Source organism: Pseudarthrobacter sp. PvP004 (assembly GCF_017876035.1).
GTDB lineage: Bacteria > Actinomycetota > Actinomycetes > Actinomycetales > Micrococcaceae > Arthrobacter > Arthrobacter aurescens_A.
In genome coordinates this window covers 3157993-3172313 of the sequence record NZ_JAGINL010000001.1, presented here as the reverse complement: position 1 = coordinate 3172313, position 14321 = coordinate 3157993, and the positions used below count along the sequence as shown (strand labels likewise).

11 protein-coding genes are annotated in these 14321 nt (G+C 63.2%); 6 read left to right on the top strand and 5 right to left on the bottom strand.

The window, feature by feature from the left end; all coding sequences use genetic code 11:
* The first annotated feature begins 86 nt into the window (after window positions 1-86).
* From J3A64_RS14200 to J3A64_RS14175, 6 genes are all read left to right on the top strand, one after another.
* Entirely contained in the window at window positions 87-1778 is a 1692-nt protein-coding gene (locus J3A64_RS14200) for an amidohydrolase (RefSeq protein WP_210064594.1), read from the top strand.
* On the top strand, window positions 1775-3487 hold the full coding sequence (locus J3A64_RS14195; RefSeq protein ID WP_210064593.1) for an ABC transporter substrate-binding protein: 1713 nt from the start codon (window positions 1775-1777) through the stop codon (window positions 3485-3487). The genes J3A64_RS14200 and J3A64_RS14195 overlap by 4 nt, the downstream gene beginning before the upstream one ends.
* A gap of 1 nt (window position 3488) precedes the next feature.
* A complete protein-coding gene (locus tag J3A64_RS14190) occupies window positions 3489-4514 on the top strand; it encodes an ABC transporter permease (protein WP_210064592.1) in 1026 nt (341 codons plus the stop codon).
* The gene (locus J3A64_RS14185) at window positions 4511-5368 is read left to right on the top strand and encodes an ABC transporter permease (protein WP_011773561.1); all 858 of its coding nucleotides are present in this window, start codon (window positions 4511-4513) and stop codon (window positions 5366-5368) included. The genes J3A64_RS14190 and J3A64_RS14185 overlap by 4 nt, the downstream gene beginning before the upstream one ends.
* Window positions 5365-6969: an ABC transporter ATP-binding protein gene (locus J3A64_RS14180; RefSeq protein ID WP_210064591.1), complete on the top strand. Its 1605-nt coding sequence runs from the start codon at window positions 5365-5367 to the stop codon at window positions 6967-6969. Before J3A64_RS14185 ends, J3A64_RS14180 begins: the two co-directional genes overlap by 4 nt.
* 66 nt (window positions 6970-7035) lie before the next feature.
* Window positions 7036-8454, top strand: a complete 1419-nt coding sequence (locus tag J3A64_RS14175; RefSeq protein ID WP_210064590.1) for an FAD-binding oxidoreductase — start codon at window positions 7036-7038, stop codon at window positions 8452-8454.
* Window positions 8455-8542: 88 nt separating this feature from the next.
* Here the strand turns inward: J3A64_RS14175 and J3A64_RS14170 are convergent, their stop codons facing one another.
* The 5 genes from J3A64_RS14170 to J3A64_RS14150 all read right to left on the bottom strand — a co-directional run bounded on the left by J3A64_RS14170 (window position 8543) and on the right by J3A64_RS14150 (window position 14315).
* Complete coding sequence (locus tag J3A64_RS14170) at window positions 8543-9178, bottom strand: hypothetical protein (protein ID WP_286176326.1); 636 nt, start codon at window positions 9176-9178, stop codon at window positions 8543-8545.
* Between the two features lie 144 nt (window positions 9179-9322).
* Complete coding sequence (locus tag J3A64_RS14165; protein WP_014920797.1) at window positions 9323-9967, bottom strand: TetR/AcrR family transcriptional regulator; 645 nt, start codon at window positions 9965-9967, stop codon at window positions 9323-9325.
* Complete coding sequence (locus tag J3A64_RS14160) at window positions 9964-12000, bottom strand: YhgE/Pip domain-containing protein (RefSeq protein ID WP_210064588.1); 2037 nt, start codon at window positions 11998-12000, stop codon at window positions 9964-9966. Before J3A64_RS14160 ends, J3A64_RS14165 begins: the two co-directional genes overlap by 4 nt.
* The gene (locus tag J3A64_RS14155; RefSeq protein ID WP_210064585.1) at window positions 11997-12785 is read right to left on the bottom strand and encodes an ABC transporter ATP-binding protein; all 789 of its coding nucleotides are present in this window, start codon (window positions 12783-12785) and stop codon (window positions 11997-11999) included. Before J3A64_RS14155 ends, J3A64_RS14160 begins: the two co-directional genes overlap by 4 nt.
* A 72-nt stretch (window positions 12786-12857) precedes the next feature.
* On the bottom strand, window positions 12858-14315 hold the full coding sequence (locus tag J3A64_RS14150) for an NAD(P)/FAD-dependent oxidoreductase (RefSeq protein WP_210064583.1): 1458 nt from the start codon (window positions 14313-14315) through the stop codon (window positions 12858-12860).
* Between the last annotated feature and the right edge of the window lie 6 nt (window positions 14316-14321).

Genomic DNA, 14321 nt, shown 5'->3' with positions numbered 1-14321 from the left:
CAGTGATGTCAACACTGTTGACTTTAGTGTGACTTGGCTCATAGTGTGTCTCGCAGAGTTGATTTTCCCCACGAAAGGACTCGAACGTGCACGCAGAGATTTTGTTAGAGAACGGATGGGTGTACACCGGCAACGACGCCGGACCCGTCCAAGCAAATCTGGCCATAGCCGAAGGCCGGATCATCGCCATCGGAAAACCCGACGACGTCAACGGAACCGTCACGGCCGATACCCGCAGGGTGGACCTGCAGGGGCAGCTGGTGGTGCCCGGATTCCAGGACGCCCATATCCACCCCATCTTCGCCGGGATCGAGCTGCTCCAATGCGACCTGACGGAGGCCACCAGCGCTGAAGAGGCCGTGGCCAGTGTGGCCCGCTACGCAGCAGACAACCCCGACGAACCTTGGATCCTGGGCGCTGGATGGTCCATGGATTTCTTCCCGGGCGGCACTCCCACCCGGAGACTGCTGGACGCCGTAGTGCCGGACAGGCCCGTCTACCTCGTCAACAGGGACCACCACGGGGCATGGGCCAACACCGCCGCCTTTGAGGCGGCGGGCATCAGCGCAGAAACACCCGATCCCGAGGGCGGACGGCTGGAACGCGAAGAAGACGGGACACCGGCCGGGACCCTCCATGAGGGAGCCATGGATTTGTTCAACGCGGTCAAGCCGGCGGTGCCGTATGACCTGGCGTACCAAGGCTTGCTCGCCTCCCAGCAATTGCTGTTGTCGCAGGGCATCACCGCCTGGCAGGACGCCTGGGTTCCCATTCCGGAGGGCGACCATGCCGACCACTTGGACGTTTACATGGACGCAGCGAAGGCCGGAGACCTGAAAGTCCGGGTCACCGCATGCCAATGGTGGGACAGGACCGCTGGAATGTCCCAGCTGGACTTGATTATCAAGAGGCGCCAACGTGTAGCCGAAAACTTCGACCACCACCGGCTCAACGCCAACACGGTCAAAGTAATGGTGGACGGGGTGGCAGAAAATTACACAGCCGCCATGCACCACGTTTACCTGGACCACCACGGCCACCACACGGACAACCGCGGCATCGAATTTTTTGAACCTGATGAACTGAAGGAATACGTCACCGCGATTGACGCATCAGGCATGCAGGTCCACTTCCACGCACTTGGAGACCGTGCGGTGACCGACGCTTTGGATGCGCTGGAGGCAGCACGGGATAGCAACGGGGCCAACGACAACCGGCACCACTTGGCGCACCTTCAGGTGGTCCGCAGCGAGGATGTTGCCCGTTTCGCCGAGTTGAAAGCCGCAGCCAATGTGCAGGCTCTCTGGGCCTGCCACGAAGAACAGATGGACACCCTGACCCTCCCGTTCCTTGAACCGGGCGCCGAGGACAGGCACTACCCCTTTGGCGAACTTGCCTCCGCCGGCGCCCGCTTGGTGGCGGGAAGCGACTGGCCCGTCTCCACTGCCGACCCTCTCGCAGCCATCTACGTCGCAGTAAACCGGACAGCGCCCGGGGAGGACCAGCCCCCGCTCGGACCGGAATCACAGAAACTCAACCTTAAACAGATCCTGGATGCCTACACGCAGGGATCAGCGTGGATCAACCACCTGGAGGCGGAGACGGGAACGCTGGAACCGGGAAAACTCGCCGACCTCGCCGTTGTGGACACCAACGTTTTCCGCCTCCCGGCCGAGGAACTGTACCGGGCGGTGGTGACGCAAACGTGGATTGGGGGCGAATGCGTCTATGACCGCGCAACCGCCCGCCACGCCGTGCCCGCCTCGGTGATGCCATGAAGCCGCCAACAGCCCCACCGCCTGCGCCTCCCACTGCGTACGGCGCCGCCGTGCGTCTCAAACAGCGGACGACGCCGTCGCGTATCACAGCGGTTGGCGTCGCCGCCGTCGTGGCCGGCCTGGTCCTGGGCGGCTGCGGCGTCCGGCCCGCCGGCGTGACGGACGCCGCGGGCGGAGCCAAGTTCACCCTGTCCGACTCCACTCCGGCCCCCACCAAGGAAATCGACAACTTCAACTGGGCCATGTACGCGGAACCGTTCTCCTTGGACTACGCGTACGCCTTCGACTACCCGGACAACACTGTCCTGTCCAACGTGTGCGAGTCCTTGTTCCGCTGGAACTCTGACCTTTCCACATCGCCGGGCCTGGCCACGGGAGTGGAGAACCCGGATCCGCTGACGTGGATTTACACCATCCGGCAGGGTGTGAAGTTTCACGACGGCAGCGAGATGACAGCGGACGATGTTGTGGCCTCCCTGAGCCGGCACGTGGACCCCGAAGTAGGTTCCTTCTGGGCATCGGCCTACCAGAACGTGGAATCCATCGAGAAGACGGGTGACTTCGAGGTCACGGTCACCACCACCCGGCCGGACTATGTGTTCAACAGCTCCTTGGTGGGGGCCACGGGTGTGGTTGAGTCTGCCAAAACACTGGAAGCTGCGGGCAAGGACTACGGCAATTCAAGCACCGGCGTGAATTGCACCGGACCCTTCCAATTCGAACAATGGGAAGCCGGGGAAAGCATCACCCTCAAGCGCTTCGACGACTACTGGGATCCCGAACTCAAAGCGAAGTCCCAGCGGGTCACCTTCAAAATGCTGCCCGATGCCACCTCCCGGATCAACGCGTTCCAGACCGGCGAAATAGACGGTGGCTTCGCGATCCCGTCCAATGCCATGGACATCCTGAAAGCCAACAAAGACGCCGGATCGCTCTACTTCGGCGAGGACACCTCGGTGCAAAGCATGGTTTTCACCAACCTTGGCGGCACGTTCCAGGACGTCCGGGTTCGCAAGGCGCTGATGATGGCCATCAATCGTGAAGCCTTGATCAAGGCGGCCGAACAGGGCTATGCGAAGAAGACAGATGCGTTGACCACAAAGAGTGTGTGGAAGGACGTGCCAGCCGCGACATCGGACGAGGCTTTTGACGGCCTGCTGTCCACACCCTACGACGTTGAAGAAGCCAAGAAGCTCGTCAAGGAAGCAGGGGCGGAGGGCAGCAAGTTCGTCTTCGCCACTGCCTCCCTCAATGCAGCCTTCGACATCACCGCAAGGGCCATCGCGTCCGCGGCCAAGGAGATCGGCCTGGACCCGGAAATCCAGACCATGTCCAACGACAAATACACCACGCTTTTCTCCGATCCCGAGGCCCGCAAGAACGTGGACCTCCTGGTGACGTCCTGGTACCTCTCCAGCACCGAGCCCTTGGAAATGTACAGCGTGCTGCGCACCGGGGATTTCAGCAACTACGGCGGCTGGAGCAACCCGGAATTCGATGACCTGGTCAATACCGCGTACACCATGCAGGACCCCGAGGCCCGGGGCAAACTCACGGGCCAAGCCGCCAAGCTGGCCGCGGATGACGTGGTGTGGGGTCCTCTCTATGAGACCGTCACGTCCATGTGGCTGGGCAAGCGCATCACCGGGGCGGACCCGTCCATCAACTACATGTACTTCCCGTGGGCAGCCCGGATAGGAGGTCTCTGACATGGCCGTTATGGATCAAGCGCAGGCACCCGCACCCCCACAGGGGCCAGGCAAGCGGGCCAAAGGCAGGGCAGTCCGCCCTGCGGTCTTTATCGCCAAGAAAGTTCTGGCACTGGTGGCCACACTCTTTGTCGCCTCACTGGCCGTGTTCTTCTCACGCTTCCTGGTTCCCGGCGATCCCGCACGCTTCCTGCTGAGGGGCCGCAGCCCCAAACCCGAGGCTCTGGAAGAAATCACCCGGCAGTTCGGCCTGGATAAACCAGCCTGGGAACAATACCTCAACTGGCTCGGCGGCATTCTCCAAGGAGATTGGGGCCGGTCACTGACCTACCGCCAGGACGTCTCAGACGTCTTGCTCGGACGGTTGCCCACCACCCTCCAGCTCGTGGCGCTCGCCGCGGTTTTCATCACTGTGTTGGGATTGTTCGCCGGCATTGTGGCCAGCCTGAACAAGGGCTTCGGGGACCGCTTCATCCTCATCACCCTCACCGCAGCGGGCGCAGTGCCGCCGTTCGTCGCAGCCATTGCCCTGGTAGCGCTCTTCTCCGTGGGCTTGGGCTGGTTCCCTTCCTTTGGAAGCGGCGACGGCGGATGGGACCGGATCTGGCATCTCACCCTCCCGGCGCTCGCCTTGGGCATCACCTACATCGCCATGGTGGCCAGGGTGACCCGCTCATCCATGAACGAGCAACTGCTCCGCGAACACGTGGAAGTGGCGACGAGTCGCGGACTCACCCGCGGATCCGTGGTGGCACGCCACGTCCTCCGCAACGCTCTGGGGCCCATCCTTACCGTGAGCGGTGTTCTCGTGGCCGGACTCTTGGTTTCCAGTGCCATCATCGAGCGGACGTTCGGGCTCTCCGGCATAGGACAACTCCTGGTGCAGTCCATCGACCGGCTCGATTTCGGCGTCGTCCAAGCCATCGTCATGGTGGTGGTGGCGGCCTTCGTTCTGGTCAACACCGTGGTGGACCTCGTCCAACCCCTCATTGATCCGCGGATCGCGGCCGGAACGGAGTCCCGATGACGTTAGCCATCCAGCTGCCGCAGGCAGGCTTTCGCCGTTACGGAAGCCTCCTGTCACCGATGGCGTGGGGTGCGCTTGCCGTCGCTGCCGCCGTCGTACTTCTCTCACTTTTCGCCCCGGTCCTGGCGCCGTACGACCCCGACTATGTGGACCTCAACAACGTCCTGGCCGGTCCCAGCGGGCAACACCTGCTGGGGACCGATGCGCTGGGCCGTGATCTGCTCAGCCGGCTCATGCATGGCGGGCGGACCTCGCTGCTGGGGCCCACCATCGTGGTGATCGGATCTACTGTGCTCGGCCTGCTGCTTGGCTTGGTTGCCGGCTGGTCAGAGGGCTGGCTGGGCAAGGTCCTCGGCAGGCTTTTCGATCTGTTGTTCGCTTTCCCTGCACTGCTGATGGCCATGCTCGCCATCGCCTTGTTCGGCAAGGGGCTCTTCGCTCCCATCCTGGCGATGACCATCGCTTATGTGCCGTACGTGGCCAGGCTGGCCCAATCCCTGGTGGTTGCCGAGCGCAGCAGGCCCTACGTCCAGGCGTACCGGGTGCTCGGATTCCGGACGCCCTGGGTGGTGCTGGGACGGGTTCTCCCCAACCTGATTCCCACTGTTGGCGCGCAGTCAACACTGAACTTTGGCTATGTGCTGGCCGACCTCGCGGCGCTCTCCTTCATCGGGCTCGGCGTGCAACCGCCCACCAGCGACTGGGGCGCCATGATCGAGGAATCCCGTGGCGCCCTGCTGGGCGGCTACATCCTCCCCGCCTTCTGGCCCGCGTTGGTAGTGGTCCTGGTGGTGGTTGCCGTCAACGTCATCGGCGAGGAACTCTCAGACCGCATCGGAGGAAAACTTTCATGAGCCAGCTTTTGCAGATCGAAAACTTTACGCTCGGTTTTCCGGGCAGGCCGCCGCTGCTGGACAGCGTCTCCCTGCACGTGAACGACGGCGAGGCGGTCGCCTTGGTGGGGGAGTCCGGCTCAGGCAAATCGCTGACTACCCGGGCCGCGCTGGGGCTTTTTCCTGGTGGCTCGCAGTCTTCCGGCGTTGTGTCGGTTCAGGGCCTCGACACCCTGACGGCGAGCAATCAACGCCTCAGGGAGCTGCGGCGTGGCCACGCGTCCATGATTTTCCAGGACCCCAGGGCCGGTATCAACCCGGTCCGGACCGTGGGGGACTTCCTCACGGAAACCCTCCTGAGGCTCGACGGTTCATCCCGGGCCGAGGCCACTGAACGGGCCGTGAAGCAACTGGAGCAGGTGGGTCTCCGGCGGGCCAGCGAGCTCATGGACCAGCACCCACACCAGCTCTCGGGCGGCATGCTCCAACGCGTCATGATCGCAGCAGCACTCCTGAACTCACCGGATCTGTTGCTGTGTGACGAACCCACCACCGCCCTGGACGTCACTACCCAGGCGGGGATCGTGCGACTCCTCCGCGAAGAGCAACAATCGCGGGGAATGGGCATGCTGTTCATCACGCACGACCTCAACCTTGCCGCCAGCCTGTGCGAACGCGTCTACGTTCTTCGTCGGGGTGAAGTGGTGGAGCACGGACCAACCCGGACTGTTTTCCTGACTCCCCAGCAGGACTACACGCGGCAACTGGTGGAGGCTACCCCTGCCATTGAGGTGGGCGCTTTGGCTGCACCGGCGGTCCCGGGGTCACCCCTACTGAAGGTTTCAGGGCTATCCAAAACGTACCAACTGCCCCGCGGCGACACTATTACCGCCTTGGATGCCGCCGATTTCAGCCTGCCGGAGGGTGGGTCCTTGGGCATCGTGGGGGAATCCGGTTCCGGAAAATCCACCCTGGCCCGGTTGGTGGTGGCACTGGAAACCGCTACCTCCGGTGAACTTACGCTGCGGGACATCCCCCGGCCGCGCCGGGCCCTGAAAGCCTCCGAACGGAAAGTCCTGGCCAAGGATGTCCAAATCGTTTTCCAGGATCCCTACCTTTCTTTGGACCCGCGCATCCCTGTGGGGAACGCTGTGGCCGATGTCTTCCGCCTGCATCAGAAACAAGGACGCAAGGAAGCCAAGGACAGCGCCCGCGAGCTGCTGGGGCGGGTGGGCATCGGACCGGAACGTTTCGATGCCCGGCCCCGAGCCCTCTCCGGTGGGCAGCGGCAACGCGTTGCGCTAGCCAAAGCGCTGGCTGCCCGCCCCCGGCTCCTGGTTTTGGACGAGGCCACCAGTGCCCTGGACGTCTCGGTCCAAGCCCAGGTTCTGGAGCTCGTGGAGGAACTGCGTGACCAGCTCGGACTGACCATCCTGTTTGTCACCCATGACTTGGCTGTGGTCTCGCGCCTGTGCTCCGACCTCTTGGTAATGCATCAGGGACGGATTGTGGAGCAAGGACCCACGGCTCGCATCCTTGAGGACCCCGGGGACGACTACACGCGGAACCTCATCGCCTCCCGTCCCCGGCCATTGTGGGACGCCGAAGCGGTCACTGCCTAGGGCAGACCGGCCACCAACTAGATTCCCGGCGCCTCCTCAGCGCGCCCAGAAACAGGAGAATTTCCCGTGAATACCACCGTTTTCGAACGGAACGTCCCGCAAGCCGCCGTCGTATCCCGTGCCTTGGCAGGTGCGGCCCACCGGCCGTTCTGGATCGACGACCTTAATGACTCCGCCACGCGCTACCCTCAACTCGACGGCGACGCTGCCGCAGATCTCGTGATTGTCGGCGGCGGCTATACCGGCCTGTGGACAGCGCTGCGGGCGAAGGAACGCGATCCTGGCCGAACAGTGATCCTGCTGGAAGGGGAGCGTGTGGCATGGGCAGCTTCGGGCCGCAATGGCGGCTTCTGCGAGGCGAGCCTCACCCACGGCCATGAGAACGGCAAGAACCGTTGGCCGGAAGAATTGGAGATTCTGGACCGCTTGGGCATGGAGAACCTGGACCGCATGCAGGAAGCCGTGGAGAAGTACGGCATGGACTGCGAGTGGGAGCGGACGGGCGAACTCAACGTTGCGGTAGAACCTCATCAGGTGTCCTGGCTCCAGGAGGACGACAGCCCCGGCAGCGTCTTCCTGGACCAGGAGGCTGTGAGGGCCGAGGTCAACTCACCAACCTACCTGGCGGGCCGCTGGCATAAGGATTCCGTGGCAATGGTCCATCCTTACAAACTGGGACTCGAACTGGCGCGCGTGGCAACAGAGCTGGGCGTGGTGATCCACGAGGGCACACGCGTGCGCGAGCTGAAGGACCACGAGCAGGGCGTCACGGTGGTCACGGAGCGGGGCAACGTAGAGGCGGGACTCGTGGTCCTGGGTACCAACGTGTTTCCGTCGCTGCTGAAGCGCAACCAGTTGATGACGGTGCCCGTGTACGACTACGCGCTCATGACCGAGCCCCTCACTGCCGAACAGCTGGAGTCAATCGGCTGGGGCAAACGCCAAGGAATAGGGGATGTCGCCAACCAGTTCCACTACTACCGCATCACCAAGGACCACCGGATCCTGTTCGGTGGCTATGACGCCCTCTACTTCTGGGGCCGCCGCGTGGACCAGCGGCACGAACACCAGCCTGCGACGTGGGAGAAAATCGCCTCCCACTTCTTCACCACGTTCCCGCAATTGGAAGGCCTGAAGTTCACGCACAAGTGGGCCGGACCCATCGATTCGAGCACACAGTTCTGCGCGTTCTTCGGCACTGCGCGGAAGGGGCGGGTAGCGTACGCGGCTGGCTTCACGGGACTTGGGGTGGGCGCCACAGCCTTCGCTGCCGACGTTCTCCTGGACCTCCTGGCGGGCCTCGACACCGAACGAACGCGGGTTGAAATGGTCAGGAAACGGCCACTGCCCTTCCCGCCTGAGCCGCTGGCCTCCCTGGGCATCAACCTGACGCGTTGGTCCATGGACCGGGCCGACCACAACCAGGGGAAACGTAACCTCATCCTCAAAGCCCTCGACGCCGTCGGGCTGGGCTTCGACTCCTGACCCCCTTCGTTGTGGGGCCTGCTTTGCACGTTTAGATCCCGCGTTAGCGTGCAGAGCGGGCCTCGCAACGCAGGGGTGGGAAGGTGAGCTAGCGTTTGGGGGCCGGCTTGCGTTGAGTGGAAGCGCTCGACGCCGGACGCTTGGCTGCCGTGGTTGGCGTACGCGGTGCGGGACGCTTCACTGCAGGGGGCTTGGCTGCATTGGATGGACGTGGAGACGAAGCAGCCGGACGTTTGGCAGGGGTAGACGGACGGGAAACTGGTTTGCGCGGCGCCGGGGTTCGCTTCGCAGACGTCGGGGGTCGTTTGGGAGGAGCCGCAGCCCGTGAACCGAACGATGGCACCACAGCACCTAGAAACAGCACGCCCAGCGTCCCAAACCCTGCCACGGCGGCCAAGTAGAAGTAGATGTCTGAATCCTGGGTGCTGGCCGGGCTGCCCAGCGCTGCACTGCCCAAAGCGTTGGCGTCCTGGTTGAAAGCAATTCCCCACATTCGCAGGAACGCGATGCTGCACCCGATGAACAAGCTCGTGCCCGCTGCACCAAGGAGGACCACCAAGTAGCGTCGCCGGTTGAAGACCTGCACGATGGACGCCAGGTAGCAGATCAGCACGGAACCCAGGAAAAGGTACAACACCAGTTCCTCAAGCACAACAGCGGCCAGAACCAATAGCCCGAGCGAGACGAATGCGGACACCACCGCAAGCTTCCCACTGTTCCCCATGTGACGCATGAGGTTAATCATCGCCGACCAAGTAGCCACGCCACGCCGTCGTACATTGCAGTTGGATACCGTTGCGGGGCCCGCTCTGCGCCCTAAAAGCCAAACATAACGCGCAGAGTGGGCCTCACAACGGGCTGCCCATACCTACTTGATGACGTACCCATGCATGATGGTCATCACGGCTGCCACGCTCTGCTCGCGAGTGCGTTCAGGGTTGTACGTCTGCCGGTCGAGGCCCACCACGAAGATGGCCCCGAAAATCGCTGCTTCCAAAGAGCCTCGGGCAATGCTCTGATCAACCTTGTAGCCGGACGCAACGCTCTCCACAGCCGAGCCGATCACAGCCAGAAGTTCAGCCCGGAGCTCGGCAAATACGGCACTCCACTCGCCGGGAGTGCGCCAGTTTTCACTGACCCACAGGCGGGCGAAGGAGGGGTAGTCGTCCATGAACTCCATGGCCTGTCCCACCATGTTGTTCATGGATTCCAGCGGATCACTGCTATTACCCCGAACGTCCTGCAGCCGCACCAGCATGATGTCCACACCGTGCCGCAGCAATTGCGCGATCAGATCGGATTTGCTGCCGAAGTTGTAGTAGACAGTTCCCTTGGACACCCCGGCGGCGGCCGCAATTTCATCCACGGTCACCCCCGCAGCGCCGCGTTCGCCGATCAGCTCCATGGAAGCCTCGAACAGGCGCTGCTTGGTGGCGTTGGTGCGGCCCGGGCGGAGTTTCTTCTCCGACAGGCCGGAGTCGGTTGCGGAAGGGAGCGGCTCGGTGGTGCTCATACTGCGATCTCCGGCTTCAGGGTCTTGAGGGTCCACACCTTGTGTTTGCGGACGGCGAGCGTGGACAGCGCCATTCCCAGCAAAGTGTATCCAAGCAGGCCAAGGACCGTGGGCCAGATCATGCTGAGCTCACCACCGTAGATCAGGTGACGCATGCCGGTCACCACGTATCCCATGGGCAGGACCTCGTGCACCACGTGCAGCGGCATGGGCGTGGTCTGCCACGGGAACGTACCGCCCGAGGAAACGAGCTGCAGGACCAATAGGATCAGCACCACGAACTTTCCGGGCGTCCCCATCAGCGCCACGATGCCTTGGATGATCGCGCTGAATGCCATCACCGCGGCCAACATGAACAGCCACATTCCGATGGGATGTGCGGGGTTCAAGCCGAGGCCAAGGTTCACTACCAAGGTGAGGATGGTGGCCTGCAGGACCGAGACCACGAAGAACGGCAGCCAGCCTCCGACGGCGATCTTCCAAGCGGGGGCGTTCGACGCCAAGGCCCGCTGGGTGATGGGTCGCATGGCCTGGACCAGCATGAACACGCCGATCCAGAGGGCCAGTGTCAGGAAGAACGGTGCCAGCCCGGCGCCATAGGAGCCCGCCTTTGCCTGGGACACGTTGTCCACGGCCACCGGATCCGCGATCACCTTGGACACACTGTTTTTCTGCTCATCGTTCGGGTTGGGGATGTCTCCCGCGCCCTTGGCGAGCTCAGTGGCCAGGGTATGCGAACCATCGGATGCGGTCACTGCGCCGCTGGCAAGCTGGCCTGCGCCATTGTCCAGTTGGTGCGCGCCGTCGTCGAGCTTGGCGGCACCGTCCAAGGCGGTCTGCTGCCCGGCGGCCAACGTTGATGCACCAGCGTTCAGCTGCCCGGCCCCGTCGGCGGCCTTCGAGATGGCGTCGGTGAGTGCCGGTGTCGCGGCGGCGAGCTTGGATGCTCCGGCGCTCACAGCGGCTGAACCGTCGGAGAGCTGCTGGATCTTCGCAGCATCGCCTGTGATCTTGGTCTTCGCGTCCGTCACGGGGCTTGACGCTGCGGCGGCGTCGAAGTCCGCCAAAACCTTGTCGGCCTGTTCCTGCGTCAGGACACCGGCACTAACCAGCCGGGCGTTTGACTCGAGCACACGGGTACGGAGGCCCTTGTCTGCCGCTTCGAGCTGCCCGACGACGTCCTGGACTTTCGTGTTCAGCTCGGCGTTCCCGGCGGCTACTTGGGCGGCGCCATCAGCGAGCTTTTGGGAATCCGTTGGAAGGGTAGCGGTCTTGTTCTTGAGCTCTGTGAGGCCGGAACTGAGCTGGCTGGCGCCGGTGTTCAGCTGCACAGCGCCATCGCGCAACTGGGTCTGCCCGGCGACGAGTTGGTCTGCGCCGATGACCAGTTGCGTGGTGCCGGTGTGCAGCGTCGCGGCGCCATCACTAAGTTTCCCCACACCCGTGGCCAACTCCGAGGCACCATCGGCGGCTTTCACGATGGACGCATGGATGGTGCCAAAACCGGTGAGGAGCTGGTTGGCGGTTTCCTCGCCCACTTCCTTGGCGACAGTGGAGTGCACAGCCGTGGTGAGCTTGTCCACGATGGTGCTCAGAAGGTAGTTATTGGCATCGTTGGTGGTGACGTGCAGCATGGCCTGGTTGGCGGCGTCGAAACTGCCAGGGGAGACCAGGTTGGCCGAGAAATCCTTGGGTATGCGAAGGGCGAAAGCGTACTCACCCGTGCGGACACCGGCATCCGCATCCTCAGCGCTGGAGACCTGCTTCCAGTTGAAGACGTGACCGTCCACCAGGCTGTCTGCCACCTTCTTGCCGGCCTGCAGTTCCGTGCCGTCTTTTGAGGTGGCACCCGTGTCTTCTACCACCAAGGCGGCGTCGATCTGGTTCAGGTTGCCGTACGGATCCCAGTTCGCGTAAAGGTACACCGCGCCGTAGAGCAACGGAACCATGGTGAGGGCGAGGATGGTCAGCTTGGGCAGGAGCCCGCCGGTCATGCGCTTGAGTTCGGAGCGGGCCAGCCGCAGAACAGTCACTTTGCAGTCCTTTGAAGGTTTTCGGATTCAGCGTGGGCAGCCGATGTAGTTTCAGACGCCGGTTGGGCGGCATGCTTGGCTTTGGGCTCAGTTTCGGGCTCGACGACGGCCGCTGGCTTGGGCTGGGTGGGTGCGGCTTCAGCTTCGGGTTCAGGCGGGTGCGAGACGGAGTTGCCGATCACCGCAGCGGCGCCGGTCCAGTTGTCCGGGAGGGCACCCACGACGGCGACGACGGCAAGCGGCCGACCGGCGTCGGACGCCAATGCCTGAAGTCGGGGCAACCATGCCGAGGGGTCAGCGCTGTGGCGGTCCGGGGAGTCCACCACGAGGAGGTCCGTGGCCGGATCTGCCAGGGCCAGCGCGGTGAGGAGTTCCAAGCGGCGAGCGGCGGGAATCTGTTCTATCCAGAGACCAGCGATGTCTTCAAAGCTGTTGACCTTCAGCCACGGTTTGCTCAGCAGCGCGCCGCGGTAACGGCGGGGGATGAGGGAGAGGTCTTCGGTGACGAGGTCGCGGACGCTGAGGTGTTGCTCGGGTTCGTTGACGCCGGGGGAGTCCACCAAGGCGCTGGAGAGGCGGATCTTCTTGGTTTTGGTGGTGGCGTCCCAGCTGAGGATCCCGTTGCTTGGCTTCATGCGGCCGCTCAGAGCCAACGCCAAAGCGGTCCTCTGGTCCTGGCCCTCTCCAGCGACGAGCAGGAGTTCGCCGCGGCGGACTTGAAGTGACGTTGCCGGAAGGAGATCGTCCCGGCGGCCGTTGATCTGAAGTTGCTGTACGGACAGCACAATGAAGCCTTTCGCAGAAATGGTGTCTGCTGAAAGTCTAACTAAACTGACCAGTCAGTTCAAATAGGAGTTTTAGAGTCCGTACTTTTCCAGAAGCCGCAGCCACACTTCGCTGACGGTGGGATACGACGGAACTGCATGCCAGAGCCGATCCAAGGGAACCTCACCCACAATGGCGATGGTCGCGGAGTGCAGTAGCTCGGACACGCCCGGACCCACGAAAGTGGCTCCGAGGATGACCTTCCGGTCCTCGTCAACCACGATCTGCGCCCACCCCTTGTAGTCCGGGGAGTACAGCTGGGAACCGGACACGTCGATGGGGAGCTCAACGCCCGTGACGTTCTTGCCCTGCAGCAGTGCCTGTTCCAGGCTCGGGCCTACAGATGCCACCTCGGGATCGGTGAAGACGACGCTGGGGATGGCGTGATCGTTGGCCGTGTGGGCCCACGGGCTCCACGGTTTGGGTGTCCCGGTGAGTTTGCCGTTGGCCCTGGCCACAATTGCGTCACCGGTTGCTCTGGCCTCGTACTTGCCCTGATGCGTCAGGAGCACCTTGCCGGCTGCATCCCCCGCGGCGTAGAGCCACAGTCCGCTGGTGCCGTCACTGGCAGGGCCTTCCACCAGGCCGCTGGCATCCGTTGTGAGTCGGAGGGGTTTGCCGTCCTGTGCTTCAACGCCCACGTTTTCCAAGCCCAGATTGACCAGGGCGGGGTGCCGTCCGGAGGCGACCAGGAGTTTATCGGCTGTGATGGTTTTGTCGTCGAACGTAACTGTCAATGAGCCGTCGTCGTTCTTCTCCACTTTCTCCACATCAGTGTGAAGATGAACAGCCACACCGTCGGCACGAAGCCCGGCCAGCACCAGGTTCGCGGCTTCCTCCGTGTAGCTGCTCAGCAAGCGGCCACGGGCGATGAGCGTGACATCCGAGCCGAACCGGGCGAATGCTTGCGCCAATTCCACACCCGCCACCCCGCCGCCAAGGACCACAAAGCGCTTCGGAATTTCCTTGGCTGCCGTGGCGCCGCGGGTAGTCCAGAAAGGTACGTCCTTCAAACCGTCAATGTCCGGGATGGTGGGGGTTGAACCCGTCGCGACCACCACGGCATGGTGAGCTTTCAGAGCGTAATTGTTGCCGTCGAGTCCATCCACCTGGACCTCGCGAGGCCCTGTGATGCGGCCACGTCCTCGGATCAACTCGATCCCGGCGCTGTCCAGCCATTCAACCTGGCTGCCGTCCTGCCAATTATTGGTGAACCAGTCCCGGTGCTTCAGTGCGGCCTCGGCATCCATGGTTCCAGTGATCGCCTCTTTGGCGCCGGGCACCACTTGCGCGGCGTGAAGCACGCTGCCCGGACGAAGCAGCGCCTTGGAAGGAATGCACGCCCAGTAGGAGCACTCGCCGCCCACCAACTCGCTCTCGATAATCACCGCCGTCAGGCCGCCGCGAACCACCCGGTCCGCCACGTTTTCTCCCACGGCGCCAGCGCCGATCACGATTACGTCGAATTCCCGGGAGCTCTCGGCAGTCATGGGGAA

What these genes read in the sequence shown, in the direction of transcription:
- J3A64_RS14195 (WP_210064593.1), top strand. Translation starts at nt 1,775, where the DNA reads ATGAAGCCGCCAACAGCCCCACCGCCTGCGCCTCCCACTGCGTACGGC.
- J3A64_RS14190 (WP_210064592.1), top strand. Translation starts at nt 3,489, where the DNA reads ATGGCCGTTATGGATCAAGCGCAGGCACCCGCACCCCCACAGGGGCCA.
- J3A64_RS14185 (WP_011773561.1), top strand. Translation starts at nt 4,511, where the DNA reads ATGACGTTAGCCATCCAGCTGCCGCAGGCAGGCTTTCGCCGTTACGGA.
- J3A64_RS14180 (WP_210064591.1), top strand. Translation starts at nt 5,365, where the DNA reads ATGAGCCAGCTTTTGCAGATCGAAAACTTTACGCTCGGTTTTCCGGGC.
- J3A64_RS14170 (WP_286176326.1), bottom strand. Translation starts at nt 9,178, where the DNA reads ATGGGGAACAGTGGGAAGCTTGCGGTGGTGTCCGCATTCGTCTCGCTC.
- J3A64_RS14165 (WP_014920797.1), bottom strand. Translation starts at nt 9,967, where the DNA reads ATGAGCACCACCGAGCCGCTCCCTTCCGCAACCGACTCCGGCCTGTCG.
- J3A64_RS14150 (WP_210064583.1), bottom strand. Translation starts at nt 14,315, where the DNA reads ATGACTGCCGAGAGCTCCCGGGAATTCGACGTAATCGTGATCGGCGCT.